The sequence below is a fragment of the Bythopirellula goksoeyrii genome (assembly GCF_008065115.1).
GTDB lineage: Bacteria > Planctomycetota > Planctomycetia > Pirellulales > Lacipirellulaceae > Bythopirellula > Bythopirellula goksoeyrii.
In genome coordinates, this window is sequence record NZ_CP042913.1 from 4,078,244 (window position 1) to 4,097,777 (window position 19,534).

General features: G+C 56.4%; 16 protein-coding genes. 9 read left to right on the forward strand and 7 right to left on the reverse strand.

What is annotated here, in order from left to right; genetic code table 11:
• The first annotated feature begins 483 nt into the window (after positions 1 to 483).
• The 7 genes from Pr1d_RS16185 to Pr1d_RS16215 all read left to right on the forward strand — a co-directional run bounded on the left by Pr1d_RS16185 (position 484) and on the right by Pr1d_RS16215 (position 10,312).
• Positions 484 to 4,830, forward strand: a complete 4,347-nt coding sequence (locus tag Pr1d_RS16185; protein ID WP_148074501.1) for a PEP-CTERM sorting domain-containing protein — start codon at positions 484 to 486, stop codon at positions 4,828 to 4,830.
• Between the two features lie 604 nt (positions 4,831 to 5,434).
• The gene (locus tag Pr1d_RS16190; protein WP_148074502.1) at positions 5,435 to 6,628 is read left to right on the forward strand and encodes an ABC transporter substrate-binding protein; all 1,194 of its coding nucleotides are present in this window, start codon (positions 5,435 to 5,437) and stop codon (positions 6,626 to 6,628) included.
• 253 nt (positions 6,629 to 6,881) lie between these two features.
• Positions 6,882 to 7,739 carry an enoyl-CoA hydratase/isomerase family protein gene (locus Pr1d_RS16195; RefSeq protein WP_148074503.1) on the forward strand — a complete coding sequence of 286 codons (858 nt, stop codon included), beginning with the start codon at positions 6,882 to 6,884 and terminating at the stop codon, positions 7,737 to 7,739.
• Positions 7,740 to 7,789: 50 nt separating this feature from the next.
• A complete protein-coding gene (locus tag Pr1d_RS16200; RefSeq protein WP_148074504.1) occupies positions 7,790 to 8,632 on the forward strand; it encodes a nitroreductase family protein in 843 nt (280 codons plus the stop codon).
• 167 nt (positions 8,633 to 8,799) lie between these two features.
• Complete coding sequence (locus Pr1d_RS16205) at positions 8,800 to 9,444, forward strand: rhodanese-like domain-containing protein (RefSeq protein WP_210417738.1); 645 nt, start codon at positions 8,800 to 8,802, stop codon at positions 9,442 to 9,444.
• Positions 9,445 to 9,493: 49 nt separating this feature from the next.
• Positions 9,494 to 9,835 carry a phosphoribosylaminoimidazole carboxylase gene (locus Pr1d_RS16210; protein ID WP_148074505.1) on the forward strand — a complete coding sequence of 114 codons (342 nt, stop codon included), beginning with the start codon at positions 9,494 to 9,496 and terminating at the stop codon, positions 9,833 to 9,835.
• A gap of 252 nt (positions 9,836 to 10,087) precedes the next feature.
• Positions 10,088 to 10,312: a hypothetical protein gene (locus tag Pr1d_RS16215; protein WP_148074506.1), complete on the forward strand. Its 225-nt coding sequence runs from the start codon at positions 10,088 to 10,090 to the stop codon at positions 10,310 to 10,312.
• Positions 10,313 to 10,371: 59 nt separating this feature from the next.
• Here Pr1d_RS16215 and Pr1d_RS16220 read toward each other — a convergent pair whose 3' ends face one another.
• The 7 genes from Pr1d_RS16220 to Pr1d_RS16255 all read right to left on the reverse strand — a co-directional run bounded on the left by Pr1d_RS16220 (position 10,372) and on the right by Pr1d_RS16255 (position 17,730).
• Positions 10,372 to 10,596, reverse strand: coding sequence for a hypothetical protein (locus Pr1d_RS16220; protein ID WP_148074507.1), 225 nt, complete (start codon positions 10,594 to 10,596; stop codon positions 10,372 to 10,374).
• A gap of 374 nt (positions 10,597 to 10,970) precedes the next feature.
• Entirely contained in the window at positions 10,971 to 12,308 is a 1,338-nt protein-coding gene (locus tag Pr1d_RS16225; RefSeq protein WP_168205277.1) for a sigma-54-dependent transcriptional regulator, read from the reverse strand.
• Positions 12,301 to 13,623: a sensor histidine kinase gene (locus Pr1d_RS16230; RefSeq protein ID WP_168205278.1), complete on the reverse strand. Its 1,323-nt coding sequence runs from the start codon at positions 13,621 to 13,623 to the stop codon at positions 12,301 to 12,303. Before Pr1d_RS16230 ends, Pr1d_RS16225 begins: the two co-directional genes overlap by 8 nt.
• 184 nt (positions 13,624 to 13,807) lie before the next feature.
• Positions 13,808 to 15,085: a DUF2202 domain-containing protein gene (locus Pr1d_RS16235; RefSeq protein WP_148074510.1), complete on the reverse strand. Its 1,278-nt coding sequence runs from the start codon at positions 15,083 to 15,085 to the stop codon at positions 13,808 to 13,810.
• A gap of 139 nt (positions 15,086 to 15,224) precedes the next feature.
• Positions 15,225 to 15,587 carry a hypothetical protein gene (locus Pr1d_RS16240; RefSeq protein ID WP_148074511.1) on the reverse strand — a complete coding sequence of 121 codons (363 nt, stop codon included), beginning with the start codon at positions 15,585 to 15,587 and terminating at the stop codon, positions 15,225 to 15,227.
• Positions 15,588 to 16,668: 1,081 nt separating this feature from the next.
• Positions 16,669 to 16,908, reverse strand: coding sequence for a carbon storage regulator (locus tag Pr1d_RS16250; protein ID WP_315853071.1), 240 nt, complete (start codon positions 16,906 to 16,908; stop codon positions 16,669 to 16,671).
• A 567-nt stretch (positions 16,909 to 17,475) separates the two neighbouring features.
• Complete coding sequence (locus Pr1d_RS16255; RefSeq protein ID WP_148074514.1) at positions 17,476 to 17,730, reverse strand: DUF6489 family protein; 255 nt, start codon at positions 17,728 to 17,730, stop codon at positions 17,476 to 17,478.
• A gap of 493 nt (positions 17,731 to 18,223) precedes the next feature.
• Between Pr1d_RS16255 and Pr1d_RS16260 the strand changes: the two genes are divergently transcribed.
• The gene (locus Pr1d_RS16260; RefSeq protein WP_168205279.1) at positions 18,224 to 19,018 is read left to right on the forward strand and encodes a hypothetical protein; all 795 of its coding nucleotides are present in this window, start codon (positions 18,224 to 18,226) and stop codon (positions 19,016 to 19,018) included.
• Complete coding sequence (locus Pr1d_RS16265; protein WP_148074516.1) at positions 19,011 to 19,355, forward strand: hypothetical protein; 345 nt, start codon at positions 19,011 to 19,013, stop codon at positions 19,353 to 19,355. The genes Pr1d_RS16260 and Pr1d_RS16265 overlap by 8 nt, the downstream gene beginning before the upstream one ends.
• Positions 19,356 to 19,534: the final 179 nt, after the last annotated feature.

Here is a 19,534-nt window from a genome sequence, read left to right on the forward strand (position 1 = left end):
CTGCACAGAGCATCGATGCCGCGGCCTAGCTGCAACGCGGCAGTTAGCACCGCAATCCAGCGTCCGAGCGGGGCAAAATGCGCCAATTCTTCGCGCCCCAAGAATTTCCCCCAAAAATCTACTACTACTTCTATAACGGGGTGATATAGTGGGAAGCTCCCTCGGAAAACCGCAGGCTACGTTCCGCACCCACGAGAGGATCCACTAAAGAAGGCTACCGCCGCTTTGGCACTCACACTCCTCCTGCACCTCAGTGCGCGGGCTGGCGGCGGCGTCATCTTCGACTGGGCCACGATCGGCCGTTAACACCGTATGGCGCAACGGTCTCGGCAGCACATACAACCAGTACGACTACACGATCTGGAAGAACAATTTCGGCACAACTTCGACCACCGGCGCGGTGCCCGCCATAGCCGCGTTGCTGCTGGCAGACGGTAACGGGCTAACTACCACTGATCAAAACTTCCACGCGAGAGACCTACCATGCGACAGCAGCTTCGAAGAAATGGCTCGCAAAGTCTTTGGCGGCTGCTCGTGGCGTGCATCATAAGCAGCGTGGGCGGAGGCCTCAGTCAAGCAGCGGAGTTCACCTTCAACTTCGCTAACCCAATCGAACTGGGAGCCGCACTAGATGGCGCCGGGGTGGGCGACTTCGTCATGGACCCGCTCTTTCTCGGCACGGAGTTTGACAAAACAATCCGCGGCGGCACGATCGTCGGTTCGCCTGATGCGTTGATCTTTCCGGCGATTCCATTGCTAGGAATTCCCGAGGTACGCGCCGATACGCGGACCGGTGCGCGGCTCGAGGCGAATATCACGGGCCGTGCAGGGCTCGAACTCAACGCCGGATTGAGCCTCGGCGGACTCGAGGCGGACGCAATCTTCAATTATAGTCCCACGCTCGTCGTTCCGGATGTGATTCGCAGTGGGCAATTCTTCTCGCTGCGCGGGACGTCGGGGCTCGATACGAGCGGCGCATTTGGAGCAGGACAGATCGATCTCCCTTCGGCGTCGTTTAGCGCGGATGTGATTTTCGACGTGAACGCGGCTGGCAAGGTCGACTACGGCTTTGTCGGAGTTGTGCCGTACAACTCGCAGCCATTCGACTGGAACGTGGTCCCTCAGCCGACCGACGACGACGGTAACTGGACGTTGTTCGGCGTGGGGGTGGACCTCGACAACACAAACGACTTCGCGACGCTCACCGTCGCCGGGCAGGCGATCGGCATCAACCCGGGCGACAACGATACGGTCTTCGGGTACGACATCAGTCTCGACGCGCCGGGCGCGCAAGAGACCGACCCGCCACTGTTTAATCGCGATGTGGGGCGGATCGAGATTGTGAAGCCAACCTTGGGCGACACGCTGTTCGTCAACACGTCGCTCACCAGCGACCGCGGTATCGGCTACACGATCGATTCGAACATCCTGCGGTTGGGGGTCGACATCGACGGCATCGCCTCGACGATCGCCGCCGGGGCATCTTACACTGATTTCTCGAAGACAATCGGGCAGCCAGACAGCGACATCAACGGGTCAATCGATGGCACGATCTTGGACCTGAAGTACGGCCCCGAACTGGGCTACAAGTACGAGTCATCGATCGATGCTAAGTTTGATGCGACGCTCACGTTCAGCGAAGACGTGGCAGTGATCGCCTCGGACGGCACGTTGCAGATTACCGACACGGTATCAGGCAGTTGGCACGACTTGCCGCAGATCGCTGTGCTGGGCAGCAATCAGGTCGATGTCGACGTGACATTCGACCGTTACGAGGCTCGCCGCACCGACCGCGGGGCGCTCACCATCGGCGACTATCTGGAGTTTCAGGCCCTGGCGATTACCGCGAATCTGAACATCGGGCCGTTCTCGGTGGAACTGGCCGGCCTTGGCCCCGCGATCCATGAGCGAACTAGCATACTGGGTGGCCTGCTCGGCGAGATCGAGATCGACCTATTTGAGAACAAAGACATCTTTCTGGTTGAGGCGGAGATCAACGAAACGGGCAGTTTCACACTGCAAGCCGCGCCGAACCAGTTGCTCTATCTGCCGGCGACTACGTCGGATCTCGACGAGTTGTCGTCCTGGCGGATTCTCGGCACGACCACAACGCCCGCCTCGTTTGCCGGCAACACGCTGGTGATTGGCCTCGGCGATGCCTCGGCTACGCATGTCGACGACCTACTCCCGACCACCGTGATCGACAACTCGACGTCGTTTCAGCACGTCACCGCCAGCGAGCTGCAGATTCTCGAGGGGAGCTCTCTATCGTTCGGCTCCAGTACGCAGCGGGAATGGACGCTCGATCGGATTCAGAACGACGGGACCTATAGCAGCCTGGGCGGACCCACGACATTCGCGGCGGGGCCCGTCGGCTTGCTGCGGATCGACGGCAACGGGTCCATCTCCGTCAAGGCACCTGCGTCGCGCATCGAGGCGGCTGTGCTCATCAACGGCGAGGGCCACGAGTTGTCGTTCAGCATCGGTGAGCTCGATATCACGCAAGCGATCGATAACGCGGGGATTCTGAACGTCGGTGCACTCACCTCGCCGGTTGCGCTCACAGGCGAGTTCCGCAACAGCGGCGAGTTTCACGTGTCGAGTTCCGCGACAATCCTGAGTAGCGGCGGTATTGTCAACGACGGGCTCGTTCGCGTCGCCAGCCAGATTGGCACGGCGGAGCTCGTTTTGCCGTCCAACCTCGGCTCGCCCACCGGCAAGGGCGTCTACGCCGCGGGGCCTGGCGGGACTCTTCGCACCTTTGCGGCGCAGTTGAAGCCTGGCGAAGAGATGCTGTTCCACGCCGAGTCGGGTGGCGTCGTCGACCTCCGAAATGGTTTTAGTGTGCCGGGTACGGCCAACTTCTTGATCGACGACGGCGGAACGCTGATTCTCAACGGGGTCGATGTCTTCGACCAGGGAAAAATAGACATCGTCAACCGCGGGCTGCTGCTGGTCGCATCGGGGACTAACACCATCTCCGATCCCGGCGGCGGCACAATCGTGCCGGTGAATCTCGACAACAACGAGGGGACTGTGCGGATCGAAGCGGACGCCCGATTCTTCATCTCCGCGACAATCGAGGACTACTCTGGCGGCGGTGCGACGTTCGACGCGGGCGAGTGGCAGATCATCGGCAACCCCGCTTTGTTTGACACCCGCGACTTCTTCAGCGCGGGCGGCGAAGACAAGGCGTCTCTCGGGATCACCATCACGGGGGTGACCGCCGCGGACAACTATCTTGGGGAGTTCGAGTTCGACGATGAGCCGGGCTTTGACCCGGCGGTCCCCGGCTCCGGCTACCAGTTCGAGGATTTCGACACGACGCTCGCGATCAACGCGTCGAAGGTCACGCTGAGTGGCGCCGCCTACTTCCCCTACTTCAACACGGTCCGAGAGAACCGGGGCGTGATCAACCTACGCGAGGGGATCCGCTTCTCCACCGAGGGGAACCTCACCAACTCGGGCGAGATCAACGTCGAGAATGGCGCCCAGTTGATCGTGAATGGCGACCTGCGGATCGAACCGGGCGGGTCGCTGCGCGTCGATGGCAGAAGCGGGCTGGAGGCCGAGGACGAGGCGCGGCTCGTGCACGATTTCACGCAGTTCGCAATGGAGATCGTCGGCGGCGAGCTGACGCTCGGGCCCGAGGCATCGCTCTCGCTGTTCGACGGCCAGAGCGAAGGATATGTGCTGCTGGGCGACTGGACCGTGCGAGAGAGCGTCGAGATCGACCCGGTAACGCAGGAAGAGGTGGTTCGGCCCGCGGTCGTCGACCTCGGTGCGGTGGACCGGATTGCTCGCTTTGGGGATGGGCGGCTGATCCTCGACGGCGCCACTGTGCACTTTCCCGCGATCCACTCGATCGGTTCAGTGCAGGGCTCTTCGAACGCGATCGAGATCCTCGGCGGATTCGAGCTGGCGATCGACAGCAACATCCTGTCCCCCGAACTCGGCTTCGCCACCGAGACCGACCTCTTCCTCGCGTTCGACAGCGCACAGGTGCTCGTCGATGGCGGCGGCAAGCTAATTACCGAGGTCTTCTTTGCCTACAACGACACCCACATTGGGGAACAGGGCTACGTGGCGGCCAGCGACCGGGTGGAAATCGCGATCTCGTTCGATGACACCGCGTTGCGTGTCGATGGCGTGCTTGAGACCCCGCTGGTGATCGTGACCGACACGTCTAGCTTCTTACCCGGCGGGAGCCAGGCGGGCCGGCTCCGCGGCAAGGGCGAGATCTACGGCGATGTGGATGTTCAGACCGGCATCCTAGCGCCCGACGCCGACGGCTTGGAGATCTACGGCGACTTGTCGCTCTCCGCGACGTCGCAGACGCTCATCGAGCTCGGCGGCGAGGGGCACGGCAGGCTGACGGTCGGCTCCGCGACGCTCGGCGGAGTGCTCGAAGTGCTGCTTGGCGCGGGATTCAGTACGATCGACGGTGAGCAGTTCGAACTGATTGGCTTGGTCGACGGCGCGGGCGGTGTATTGGACGGGGCATTCGACAGCGTGCTGCTGCCGGTTTTGGACTTTGGCAGCTTATCGCTGACCGCCGACAGCAGCCGCGTGTTGCTCGAGTTCGCCGCGGCGCTGGGCGGCGACTTCAACGTCGATGGCACCGTTAACGCCGCCGACTACACCGTATGGCGCGACAACCTGGGCGGGTTGTACACTCAGAGCGACTACATGGTCTGGAGAAACAACTTCGGGGCGACTTCGGCCAGTCTGCCAGCCGGGTCGCCAGCAGTGCCCGAGCCGTATAGTGTGGCTCTGCTCGGTCTGGGGTGTTTACTCGCCTTGGCAAGTCGCCGTCTTTCAGGTTTCTGAGTCATCGATTGCCAAGCTAGGGAGGTGAGCATATCCTCGTTGCATCTGAGATGTCTCAAACTGCCCGAAGATGGACAAACACCAGTGAGTTAGCCAGTCGGCTAACTCGCAGCGGTCTAGTTCGAGATGTGACACCGCTGCGCTTTAGCAAAATCTCTTCCAGCGGTCGGTTGATGCAACCGATCGCACATACCAAATGCTGTAAGTCGTGGCGGTCGTGGATCGCTCGGCAGGTTTGAAGCCGCCCGTCGCCTACAGACTTTTGAATACCTTACCGACGTTCTGCTCCGAAACTCTTATTGCGAGCCTTCATGACGGTCCGGGGCATGGAAAGCATGAAGGCAAGGGGGTGGTCGAATTGGTGCTTGTCTATTCCTTTGTGATGTGAAAAGGCGCCGTGAAGAGCAATTAGCCGGGAAGGTTGCCGTTGCGCATATCGCACTGCCGATGCCGTAGTTCTACGAATGGGATCCACTTCCGGCACATGATACGGTCAATGTGCAAGTGTCGACAAATCAGTGAATCAGTACTATGCTGTCGACTGGGTCTGTTACAAGTGGAAAGTCCATTTCTGCCGGTCCGGCAAAAAAAAAGGAGCATCGCAATGATGGCCAACGAAGTCAAAGCTACGACGTTTGAGAACACAAAACTAAATACGGTAAAGCTTGATTGGAAAGAGGTGTACTACACCAACTGTCCGCTAGTCTCGGCGTCGAATGTCGACGAAGGCGTTGGCTTGACCAAGAAGGAGTTCAAGAAGATCGGGGTGAACTATCGCTACCTGCGTTCCACTCCCGAAAACGACTGGTATCCGCACTACATCCACAACCTGGACAACCTGATCCGCTTCGGCGGACTGTTCCCGGCCATCGACGCCCACGCCGACTACCGCCGGACCTGCCTTCTGGGAGTCACGCAGATGCCGGCCGAAGGCGGTGTGATGATGGTGCGTTCTGGAGACGACATCTACCGGATGTCCGATCTGAAAGGCAAGAAAATCGGTCTTTCCAAGAGCATGAACCAGATCAAGAACGACTGGTGGCGCATTCAGGAGCACCAGGGGATCGAGCTCATGCTCCGGATGAATGGAATGACCATGGACGACATCGAGCTCGTCGAGTTCCCGTATGCCGACGACTGGTACAACGATCCGAAGATGGTGGGACCTGAAATGGAACTCTCCATCGATCTGTGGCTCAAGCGCGACCACAAGCACGATCTTGCCTTCCGCCCGCTGGAAAGCGCACTGGAAAAAGGAGTCATCGACGCAATGTATACGCAGACCAAGCCGCTCCAGCAGCTCTCCGAGGATACAGGCAAGTTCGCGGCGATCGAGGACCTCTCCCGCTCCCCGGACTGGCGCCTGCAGGTGGCCAACATTCCCGCTGCCATCACCTGCACTAAGGTTATGGCCGACAAGCATCCCGAACTCGCCGTCACCTTCATGAAGGGCATGATCCGAGCCGGTCGCTGGGCCAACGAGAACAAGCGCGCCGCAGCGGAGATTCTCGACCAGCAGACCTTCTACCGAGACATCGAGCACACCTGGCAGGGCATCCGGGACGTGGACCTTGTGCCGAACCTGTCCCTCCTGAACCTGGCCTCCGTCAACATCGGCAAGGAGTTCATGGTCAGCCACGGCTACATCAAGAACGACTTCGATGTGAACGAATGGGCCGCGCCCGAGTTCTTGGAACAAGCCAGCCGGGAACTGCTGGAGGAGGAATGGAAGAAGCGGAGCACCGCCAAGCTTCCCAAAGCTGCGAGCCCGCTTGCAGGCGGAGGAAAGCTCGGCTGACAAACCCGCAACCATGAGGCGCCCTCCCACCCGGGAGGGCGCCGCTTGGTTTCCGTCCGCACCATACCACCAAAGGCGACCGGGCCTGATTCGCGAACCAAGCGCCATCACCGCCGGTCCGGTGATGGGCAATGAATCAACCGAAAGCCACAACGATGTCTGACGAAACAGACAAAAGTGGAGACCCGACAGCAAGTTCTGCCGGCGAAATCGGAACAAAGAACAACCCGCGCAAGGTGGGTGGACGAATGTTATGACTGACCACAATACCACGCGGATGCAGCGACTCGGTTATCGCCAGCCGGCCGAAGTCGCGGAGCCCGATGAACTCGTCCTGGTCGAGTTCGTGTCTGATGGGCGCGTGGCGATCATCACCCTCAATCGGCCGCATGCCGATAACGCCATCACCACGGAACTGGCCGCGCAACTGATCGAGGTCCTCGAGACGATCGCAGCCCGTTCCTCCGTGCGTGTCGCCATCCTGACCGGAGCGGGAGACCGGGCCTTCTCGGTGGGCGGCGACCTGTACCAGCGTAAGGATATGACCAAAGAACAATGGTTGCGGCAACGCCAGGTTTTTGATCGCGTGCTTTACACGCTGCGCCAGTTGCGTCGGCCCATTATCGCAGCCGTCCACGGGATGGCATACGGCGGCGGCTGCGAGATGGCCATCAGCACAGACTTCATCATCGCCTCCGATGATGCCGTCTTTGGCCAACCCGAGGCGATGGTTGGCCTGTCGGCCGGCGGCGGCTCGCCAGTGCTGCTTCCCCGCGTGCTCCCTCCGGGCAAGGCCATGCAGATGCTCATGACCGGCGATCCGATCACGGCTCAGGAGGCGCACCGGTTGGGCATGGTTAACGAACTCCACCCCAGAGACAAACTCATGGAGGCGGTCCTCCGCATCGCGGAGCGGATTGCCAACAACTCACCGACAGCCGTGCAGGCGGTCAAGCGTGCCGTTCAAATGGGACAGGGTGAGCCAGTGGAACAGGCGGTTGCGATCATGATGGATGAGCACTGGCGCTCGGTGGTTCACCCCGACCGCGTCGAGGGCATCCGAGCCTTCACCGAAGACCGGGAGCCGATGTTTCCGGATCCGGACTTTTGAGGAATGATTTGTCGGACTCAACAAATCACCCAACCAAGAGCAAAGAGAGAATGAGCAACGCCTACACGATGGATACGATCATCAAGGTCGAAGAGAATCTCTGCATTACCTGCGGCAATTGCATCCGCACCTGCCCGGCTGGTTTGATCACGAAGAAGGAGTTCCCCCTTCCCATCGACAACGCGTGGGATCTTTGTATTGACTGCGGCCATTGCGTGGCCGTCTGCCCCACCGGAGCTCTGCATCAACGCGTGATGGGGCCGGAGGATTGCGATCCGATAGATATTCACCTGATTCCCAGATGGGAGGAAGCACGACAGTTTCTGGTCTCGAGGCGTTCGACACGCGTCTACGTCAACAGGCCCGTCGAAAAGGATAAGATTCTGCAGGTCCTGGACGTCGCCCGCTTTGCTCCATGGGGAGGGAACCGGCAAGGCGATCATTTGCACTGGGTAGTCATCAGCGACCCCGCCCAAGTTCATCGTGTGGCTGAAATGTCCATCGAGTGGATGAAGAGCGTCGGGGAGTCGAACCCGGGGATGTACAAGGAGGCCAAACTCGAGCTTTTCACCAGCGCGTGGGACGAGGGTGAGGATCAGATTTCCCGAGGCGCACCCTGCTTCATCCAGGCATGGGCACCCAAGGACGAACGCACCGCGCCCCAAGGCGCGACAATCGCCTTGGCCTATGCGCAATTGGCCGCGCATGGTCTCGGCCTCGGCAGCAGTTGGAGCGGCGGCATCAACACCGCCGCGCAGGCATACCCTCCGTTAATTGAACTCCTGGAGTTGCCGGAGGGGATCGTCTCTTACGGAACCATTCTGCTCGGATACCCCGCCGAGCCGTTCATGAAGATTCCGGCGCGAAAGCCGCTAAATGTGACCTGGCGTTGAGACCACGTGAAAAGAACGCCTGATTGCTAACCAAACAATTCGACAAGCGCCGCCCGTCAGCCCAGGGGCCTGATGGCGGGCATGTGCTCGTTCGATTACCGCTCGCCGCAAGTCAGCCGTGGAATCGTAGCTTGGCTTTGCGGATCCTAAACTTGAAGGAGAACATAATGCAAACAACAATTCACCTTGGGATGTTCCTTGACCAAACTGCCGCAGTTAACATGCTATTCGGCTTGGCTGTCATTATTGCTGTGGGTGTCGTGACGCCGGTTGCCTGTGCTCAAGAAACCAAAGCCGAAATCCCTGAGGCAAAACAAACGACCCTTGGTCTTTATGTCACCCCCGTACAGGCCTATGAAAAGTGGAAGGCCGCTCCGGAAAAAGTAAAGGTGATCGACGTGAGAACACCAGAAGAGTACGCGTTTGTCGGCCACGCGGAGATGGCATGGAACATTCCCGTTGCCTTTGTGGAGTATCAACGAAAAGACGGTAAAACCGCATACGGCGCGAGACCCAATCCGAATTTTGTTGCCGAGGTCAAGAAGTTGGTCGGACCAAACGACAGTCTACTGCTTATGTGCCGATCGGGAGGTCGTTCCGCGATGGCCATCAACCAACTCGCGGCTGCCGGTTTCAAGAACGTCTACAACATTACTGACGGGTTCGAAGGAGACAAAGTTGAAGATCCCGGCAGCGTCTTCTTTGGCAAAAGGATGCGGAACGGCTGGAAGAACTCGGCGCCCTGGATCTACGACGTTGACCCCGAGAAGGTCATCCTCGAAGAAGGCGCCTCCAAAGAGACCGATCCCTAATACGCAATCGCACTGGAAGTCCACCATTGCCGAGTCGGAACTAATAAATATGACCAAGAGCGAACCGACGAATTGGCTCGTGGATCCGAAGCGTGGTCAGTTGCTACCGCTCACGGGGATCTGGATTCTCGCGCTCGATTGGCTACTTTTTTCATCGAATCTCATGACGGCCGGCCTAGCAACGCCGCTTGTCGTTAGCATTGGTTTCGTACTGGGAGCCAGTGGCACTCTGGTTTTCCAAAAATGGTTCGCCGGAGACTCGCTTTGGAAAGCTGCGTTAATAGCTCTTGCCCCGGGAATCGTCGTGGGTACTCCCTGGCCATTGACCGGGACACTAGTTGGCGGTTGGATACTGTTGGCGTCAGGCATCAAGACTACCAAACGCGAATAACTGACTACCTACGTTCATCTCCCGGTTGTGAGCACACCTCTGGCAGTTGCGCGTAGATCAAATATGCTGAGGTTGGACCACTCGCTGCAGCTTGGAGAGTCGGCGTAAGCGCAGAGGTCTCCTTTCCGCGAGGACACCTCTGTCAGTTCGCTGAGAGCCCTAGCCGCACAGGCTGATGCATCCTCAGCGAGTTGGCCAGTTGCCAAAGTGAACGAAGTCAGATTCCCCGCTGCGCGCAAGGGGGCGAAACAAATGATGATCGGAAACGGATCGATAGAGAGTGGCATCGCCTCGGTAGATGTCTCACGCGTCGCCGATTCGATGGCAGTCCGGCACTATGATTTCCGACATAAGTTTAAACACAAATGCTGTGAAGGTATTGCTGCGAATAGACTTATATCGTTTGGTGCCGTCAAACGAAGGTTTCTGAAACACAAGGCCGAGCCCCATCTTGAAGCAGCCAATTCCCCGAGTTGAGGGCTGATCCATCGCCAGTGCAATGGCGGTAGAATCGGTGGTAATGAGCAACGGTTAGGTCACTCAACCTCGTCGACTTCGCCCGTCTCAATCAGAGCATTTGCCTCGTCGACCGTAAGCTGCCAGCGGCCGATCTCATCCGCGCTGTCTTCATTCTCGCTGGCGTCCTGGGTGGGCCAAAGTATGCAGTCACCGACGGCGGCCTGGAGCCAGAGATAGGCGTTCTCGCCGGATTTGTTTTTCGCAGATAAGATCTCTTCGATTTTCGAAGTCATGGCGTTCATGTGTACGTTCATTGGAAAAGCGGAACCGGCAAACTACCGGTTTGCGAAATCTGTAATCCTCAGTGAAACTCCATTCACGAGTCAGTACCTAGCGCTGATTCATTTTGGTTCGCGCTGCTTCTGACAACAAGCCTAATGATAATGCCTTTGGCAACATTCGCACAATGCTCAATTCGCGAATTGCAAGTCACGAGACATAGTTATTGACGTTCGACCGCTTAAGAGATGTGATAAGCTCAAGTGGGGATGCCCCGATCGGGTGGTGCCGTAAAGCCTTGACTGAATGTTCATTGGAACACTTGGTCAGTCCTAGCTAACAACATACTCTGAGACGGACGCAATAACCTTGGTGTAATCTGAACTGGAAGAATTAGCTAGGGAGCCTCGGCCTCAAGAGAGCGCAGTTTGTAGATTAGTGCACGGCGGCTGATGCCCAGTTTCTTCGCGGCGTGTGTGCGGTTGCCATCGCATTCATCGAGTGTGGCTAAGATCGTTGCGCGTTCGACTTGAGAAAGTCGACCGGCATCGGCGTTCTGCAAACTGTCTTGGGATACGAGACCGGCAATCTTTGCTGGCAAATGCTCCGGCATAATGACATCGCCTCGACATAGCAGACATGCACGCTGTACGGCATTGCGAAGTTCTCGCACATTCCCGGTCCATGTGTTTGCCAGCAGGCAATTCATCGCTTGCGGCGAGAGACGCACCGGGCCGCCGGCGAATTGAGTAGCGAACATTCGGGCCAGCTTTGGTATATCCTCTCGGCGTTCACTAAGTGATGGCACGATAAGTTCCACGACATTGATGCGATAGTAAAGGTCTTCACGAAATCGGCCATCGCGGACCGCGCTGGCAAGGTCGCAATTGGTGGCCGCTAATAACCGCACATCGACCTCCACTGGTTCGTCGCTGCCAAGTGGTGTGATCTGGCCAGACTCCAGGGCTCGCAACAGTTTGGGTTGCAGGTGCAAAGGCAACTCCCCGATCTCGTCCAGAAAAAGCGTGCCGTGATGGGCTGCGCGAAAGAAGCCCAGACGGTCAGCGGATGCGTCGGTGAATGCTCCTTTCTTGTGTCCAAATAGCTCACTTTCGATGAGCGACTCCGGCAAGCCGGCGCAATTTGCGACGATCAGCGTCTCTTTGGCCCGTCCGCTCCAGCGATGGATCAACTGTGCGATGACTTCCTTGCCGGTGCCGCTAGCGCCCATGATCAACAAGGGAACGTCGGACGGTGCAACTACCGCTGCTGTCTTCACCACATGGCGCATGGCCGAGCTCTCGCAGATGAAATCTTCAGGCAGCTCAGGCATTGCCTGTTTGCCGCCTGAAAGACCGACAGAGGTCGAACCCATCGCATCGGCGATGGCGGCGGCTAACTCATCCAGATCGACCGGTTTAGACAGGTAGTCGTCCGCGCCACCTTTCATTGCGTCGACGGCCTGGCGCAAATCAGCATAGGCGGTCACGAGCAGCACCGGTAGATTACCAGCGAACTCACGGATTTCTCTCAGTGCGTCGATGCCGCTCATACCTGGCAGGCGGACATCGAGCAGTACCATCTCGGGGCGTTTGCGGCGAATGGCTTCGAGCGCATCTTCCGCGCACGGCATTTCAAGGGCCGTGTATCCGAGAGAGCTGATAAAATCACCCATCAGCCGGCGCTGGGCCGCCTCATCATCCACCACCATAATTGTGCGTTGGTCTTTACCCATGGATTCCATCCAACCAGAAGATCGAGCCTCCGCTGGAGCGCGGCGAGTAACTGGCTTCCCAACCATGCATGCTTGCAATATGTTGAACGATAGCCAGTCCCAAGCCGGTGCCGTCCGATCTCGTGGTAAAGTAAGGCGTAAACAGCGACTTGACCACTTTATCGGGAATCGCAGAGCCTCGATTCACGACCTCGATTCGACATTTGCCATTTTGCCGGATACGCATGCGAATCTCAATCGTTTCTTGAACTGGAGACGCGTGAATGGCGTTCTGAACTAAGTTGAACAGGGCCTGGCGAAGCATCTCGCGGTCCGCACAAATGGGATTGATTAGCTCAAGCGATTGGCAATCTAGCGTCAATTTTTTTTCACTCAAGTCGGGTTCCAAGAGGATCGCTAACTCATCGATCAATTCTTTGACGTACACCCGCACTAGCTTGGGTTCTGTTGGCCGGGCGAAAGCCAAAAACTGGTTGATCCGCGCCGTCACGCGGTCGCATTCCTCGACAATCGCCTCGACTTGATCTTGCTGCTGAGACGATTGGCCGCCGGATTGGGCCAGTCGCTGCGCCCAACCACGGATCAAGCCCAGCGGGTTTCGGGTTTCATGGGCCAACCCCGCGGCAGCTTGACTCAGGTCGCGGAGATGCCGCGATTCGATTTCCAGCAGTCGAGCCCGACCTGCCATTTGAACGGTCTTCCACCAAGCCAAGGATAATCCCAACAGTAGCAATCCACTCGCGGCAGCGACCGAGCCGCGCAACCAGGCTGCGTCACGGCATCGAGCATCGACCTGGGATCGATCTAAAATTAAGACGGCAGTAAAGTTGCCGTCAGCCGAGAGAGGGCTCTCGAACTCCTCAGGGCCAAACGCGTCGGCGGGCGGTCCTCGCCCTCCGCCCCGACCGCCCCGAGCCTGCTCATGAGGCGGTGGCAACTCAAATCGTTCAACAAGGCGAAATCCGGCTGCATCCCAATAGTCACCTGCGTCGGTAAGGGAAACTGTACTCAATAGTTTTGTCTTGCCGGCGGAGAGACAGAGTTGCCCCTCTTCGGTCGCAACACCAATCGCGAGAATGTCATCCGACCGCACAATACCCTGGAGCAAGCCAGCGATCTGATCGGCAAAATAATTCCCGCGACGACGGTGGGCTTGAAAACCTCCGACCAGGGCATTCATCACGGCATGAGACTCTCGGCGCAACGTCTCCCGAATTAGTTTGCTCTCCTGGAGATATTCGTGGTGCTGCCACCAACCCAACGCGGCCAGCGATAGTGTAAGAGATGCAGTGACTAACCAAGGTTGCCATCGCATGGCAGGCTTTTCCATATGAAGTCCACGACGTTAAATAGCTGCAAGCGACCCGCATATTTAGAGTACTTGGGTCGCTTGCACGCATTCTATTATCACTTTACGACGACTGCTCGCCCACCCTCTCCTTATGGCCTGAGCAGTTTTATTTACACTCCTTGGCTAGATTGGACGTGAATTTTGTTCCTCAGAACTTATCGTTCGGATCACTAATCATCATGCATCGCTCGAGGTCGCTATTTGCGATACGGTCAAATTCGGCTTGGCTCAGGTGCTTTGTCGAGTAGATAACGCTATATCGACTGAGCTGCCGGGCGAAAGCGCGCAGGTGGTTGCGCGATCCCTTGAGCAGGTTTTGGTAGACGACTTTGATGTCGTCGTTGTCCGTCTCGTCGATTTGGCGTCTCAGATCGGCGATGTCGAGTTCCTCGATTTCGGCACCGACTTTGATCGCTTCTTCGACCGATTGCTCCCCCTGCGTGACGAATTGGTCATACAGGTCTTGCATTGTCGGGCTAGGAAACTTGCCCAGGGCCTGCTCGTCGATCGGATCGTCTAGGCCATATCGGTCGAGCAGCAACTTGACGAACTCCATATGCCGCGATTCAGCCTGGGAGATATTCGCCAACGGACGAAGCTCCCACTTCTTGTCCAGCGTGACGTACACGTCTTGAGCCAGTTTCTCTTCCTCTCGCATGAGGAGCAGGGCTTTACGCTCCTCTTCACTCAACGCACTTTTTGGAAGCGCGTCGAGCATGGCACCAAGTTGCTGCTCGCAACGGAGGCCTTGCCCCCTACCGCAACCTTTTTCCTGGCTGAAACCTTGTTCCTGGCTGAATCCGGGTCCCTGGCCACGGCCTCTTCCAAGCCCCTGTCCTTGGCCCCGGCCACCACCACGTCCTTGCCCATTGGCAAAGTTGCGACCTCTACCTTGTCCTTGACCGTAAGCCGGTCCATTTCCCTGTCCAGGCCCCAGGTCGCTGACGTCCACCGCTGTCGAACTTTGGTCGCGACCCTTTTGCTTTCCGCGACCACCAGCCCATCTGGGACGCAGGTTTTCATCTCGCAAGGGGATCACGTCGTCACCGATGGATATTGATTGAGCCACGTAGTTGTCCTCGGGCAGCTTGTCGGTGCGAAATGCTTGGACTGCCACTGTTTGGCCAACAACTAGTTTATCCGCCACCGATCCAACCGATGCTGTTGGCCCCAAGTGAATATTCAACTCGCCTCCTGTTGTCGGCTCTAGCAGGATGTGCGTCCCTTCCTCCGATCGGCCTGTGGTCATTTTGCATGGCTCAGTGATGATCGCCTTCACCGTTCCTGACAAAGAAACCACCTTAGGTTGGACCGCTTGCTGCGCGACGCCAACTGGATCGCCGACCCCTCTTTGTGCCTGAACTTGAATAGCTGCAAAAGCAGCGATCAGCCCACATGCCAAACTTAAACTATGTTTGCATCTCATCACTCGATTCCTCCTATGTTTGAGACCATCAGCGGGACATGTTGCCCCCCGGTCTGTTGAACATCGAGGCGCCCTGCAAATATTTCACACGGGTCTCCTGTCTGCGCGCCACCTTTTTGCAGCGCTGGTCTCTCATCGGTTACCAGCCATCTGCTAGTTTTCCCACTACGAGGTTGCGAAGACATGGGAAACCGCCGAGTCGCAATGAATGGAGCGTCTCTTGACATTCGATCACCACTCGGCCAGACGAAGTCGTTTCAGGTCTCGTCCGATCAAGCAAGACGCAACAATCATGCCTAAACGTCGAGGGGTCGCCACATTGTGGGACCGCTGAACACCCCTGCGACCAACGTCCAGCTCGATACTGGGTGTTTGAACCAGAATCGAGCAGTGCCACCTGGTCATTGGCGTCGCCAGTGCCTTTCTGCTCCGTATCGGTCACCCGCAGATGAGAGAGGCAGCGATAGAGGCACACTGTTTGCATCTCATTGAGATGTGTCAACGAAGTGCATTCATTTTGCCTTCAGACCAGATCGGAATCGAGGTGTGCCATGTTTCCTATAGTGTTCCTGTTCTTGCCAGCGATTCTACTTCTTGGATTTGTTGTTGGAGTAATTATGTTTATCGACGTGGTATTAGAAGAACTTTTTCCATCGACCTGCTCACCCGATGTTCCTTGCAACCGACGTTCTCCGCTTGTCCAAGGCGAGAACCGCCGTAGTGGCGCAGCTAATCACGAGACATCGAACACATCTTCTCATAGACCCGCTCGTAGCGTTACTTTGTTGCACACCTAACGGTTAGCGACCGGAGTAATACTGCACAGCATGCTACAGTCGGAGCCTCCCATAGCGATTCCGCATGGTGAGGCATCGCAGCGCTCGGCCTGCTAGAACGAACATTTCCCAATTTGCGTTGAAGTTGCGGCCACAGCTCCGAGATCTTGGCGTACGCCACTGTAGAGATATCACATTCTCCGGCACCTAATTTGCACTCATAATCCCTTGTCACTCACGTTTGTTGCTGAAAGCAAGGAGAATCAAACCATGGAATCCAAGGCTGAATATGATGATTATCTTGTGGTGTTGAGAGAGAACGTCTGTAGCCACTGCATTGAGCGGCAACCGGGTTGCCCGCCATGTGCGCCACAGGGCAAGGCGTGTGGCATTGAGCAGCACATTCCCGAGTTGGTCAAAATCTGTCGCACTACAGATAGTGTGCAGATGGAGCCTTACATCCAACAGCTACACGACAAGATTTGTGAGGACTGCGCGTATCAAGACACCCCAACCTGTCCATGTCCGTTGGACTATTGATTGAAGTTGGCAGTCGAAGCCGTTGAACGGGTCCAACAGCGAGGTGCCGCTCAGTCCGCATCTGGACTGTGTTAACTGCGTAGTCCTTAGTCTCGAGTGAGGGTCGAATTGCATTTGGGGACGCACGTACCGGTTCGAGGGAATGATGCGAGCCCAATTCAGGTCGAGTGTCGTCGGCTCGGTTGCGTTTTCGAGTTTCAAGATCTCATTAATACGTGGCACTGCCAAGAACTGACCGTTGTATGATCTAAAATCAGTACAGCATCACTAGATCATCGAAGCCATAAAGTTCGAACCGAGGCTCGAATCAGGTGGTGAGTGCCGGTGAAAAGAAATGTCCGACCACTCGCCCAATTCGCATCGCACAACATGCACTTCCTTCGGAGCTTCAATCCCAATCTTCACGCGGTTGCCATTGATCCTCACGATCTTCACTTTGATCTTCCCGTCGATGTGGATCGCCTCACCGACCTTTCTACTAAGTACCAACATAATCCTATCCTCCATGAACCAGAAGTGATTGAGGAACGCATTTTTGTCCCTTATCCCGAAGCGGGTTTGTACTCATGCTATGGCACTCAAAATGTGAGTTATGTGAAACAAGTTATGTAATGCAAGTTGTGTACCGTTTAGGTTGACGATGCCTGGTTCGTTTGCAATGTGTTGACAGCCAGTTAGTTGGCAATGCTGTCATAGTAGTGACAGCGGTTTAAGCCAGCGAGCAACCTAGCGCACTCTATGACGATTCCGCACAGGGCAGCCATGTCTAGTCGGAAGGCTCCTGCAGCTACTCCGACCGTTTGTCAAAAAGGAAGAGAGGGTATTCAAGAAGATGTGATCATCCTCAATGCGAACTGAAAGTCCGCTCCCAGCAGCCCAAACAACTCAGTATTGCATGTCTTCCGATTGATCAAACTGGGTTATCAAATCACCTATTCTTCGGACACGCAGGAATCGTTGAAAAGGCAACCAAACTGGGAGAGGGCCGACTGATTTGGAGAGGAGGGCACACACTGTGTGATGGATGTGCAATGGGAAGACTAAGGGCTGTTGCCCCTTTCATTTGATTGAAGCTTAGGACTTGTCGTCGCTGTGAGTGCCAAGAGAGGTCATCTGCGACCAGAACGCTTTTTGGATTGTCAGCAAACTCTCCAATCCCACGGGGAACCCTGCCTTGATCATCTCTGCGGGCTGCAATGAGCTGATATTGGACATCATCCGTTCCTGCAAATCCTTGAGCATTTCCTCCTGCATCGGTGCTACGTCCGGCAGTCCCATGTACTGGCGGGCTTCCGTGGGTGTGCAGTCGATATTGATAGTGATCTTCATAATTAGGCACCTCGCGATACATGGCATTTTGAATAACGCGAGTGTATGCCGTTCGCTGTTTCGGAGCAAGTTGCCGTGTGATTGGTCACGTGGATGTGGTCGGTCGAAAAGAGAATGTTCGATAGGTCGGGCTAAGTGCAACTCGTGCTGCTTTTGAGACTTCCCAACAAACTACCTAAAAAATCCGGACGGGCTTCGATGGGAAAGCGCACTCGGGGGGGCTATTTCAGCAATCGCACTTTCCGCATTATTTTTTCGTTGCCCAAACTCTCGTCTGTCGACATACCAGCGTTTCCTTGGGCATGTGATTTGCACCTTATTTCATTGTGGCGTTTATGAGCCAGCCGGAATCGCGGCCAACACGCTGAGAGTGTGTGTTTGCGCGTGCGAAATGGCGCAGAGGGTGAGTCATTGTGTCAAAGTATCTGGTTGCCGAGAAGTTGAACCTCGAAGTGGAGATCACGTGATTCAGCATTTTTTAAGAATATGTTCCTTGCTCATTGCACTTTTGTGCTCCAGCCTAGCTGGTGCGTCTACGATCCAGTTTGTGGACGACGTTAACGGGGATTTCCGGATCGACAAGGTATTTTACGTCTGGCTGGACGAAGTGGCGTACACCGCGACGTTCACACACGACATCTCAGGTCAAGAATGGCTGATAAATAGTCCCGACGGGCCGACAATTACGGGCCATCAGGATGCTATCTTCGCCGCTGGTGCCATAAGTGATGTGATCGCTGAGCAGAACTTGTCGATGGCAAGCGGGACGAGGTTTACACGGAACGCATTTGTGCCCTATGTGGCGGCGGGGCCCTTTCCCGCAGCTGTGTTTATTACCCTCGCTGAGGAGTCGCCGTTGCATTACGAAAACGGGGATTCGTCGTTGTTGGTGCAGGCAATTAACAAGTACCCGGAGTGGGCAGTGGTGTCCTTCACACCGGCAATTCTGTCCGGTGACTACGATAACGACAGCGACGTGGATGGAAAAGATTTGCTTGGCTGGCAACGAAATCCCAGCATCGGCAACCTCAGCGATTGGCAAGCGAACTACGGGACCTCCGTTCCTCCGTTGGAGAGCAGTGTAGCCGTGCCTGAGCCGGAACCATCAACCTGGATAATACTGGGTCTAGCAGCAGTTATAGGAGACAAACTTGCCCGGAGGAAAAATTGCGTTGGCGAGACTGAATCGAATGCCCTTAGGCATTCTCAGAATCGCATTGCCGGACCTGTTGTTCTTCCTCGCCAGTCTGGCAAAAGTCGCCAATTGAGAGAAGTGAACGATGGCTGACACCAAAGAAAACGAACTGCGCAAAGTTGCAAAGCAATGTTGTGATTATTTCGCAAGTCGCGACATTGCGGTCTTCAAGAGCGAGGGCGAACAATTCTACCGAATCTGGATGGCCGGTCATGTGATGGAACTACACTTTGCCAAATTGGATAACCCGTTTCCGTTTGCTGCCGATGGGGGAATCTATGGTGGTCCCGTCTGGTGCTTCGCTATCAGACTTGCAGACGGAAGGTATTGCACAGAAACATCAGGTGGTGATTTATCGCTCATGAATCGTTTCGATGAGGCTCTCAATAGATTGTTAGAAGATATTCAACACTTAACTCAACCGAACTAAAAGAACGAACGGCGGCTGGTTGATCAAACAACCGTTATGCGGACTCCACAGAGTGATGCAGTGACAATCACGTGATGTGGGCAGATGAATGGGTTGCCCCGATCTGAGGCACAATTGCTCGTCCTGAATAATGACTTGTCTGACTCCGCCTGCTACTGTGCTGGTAATCTGAAACACTA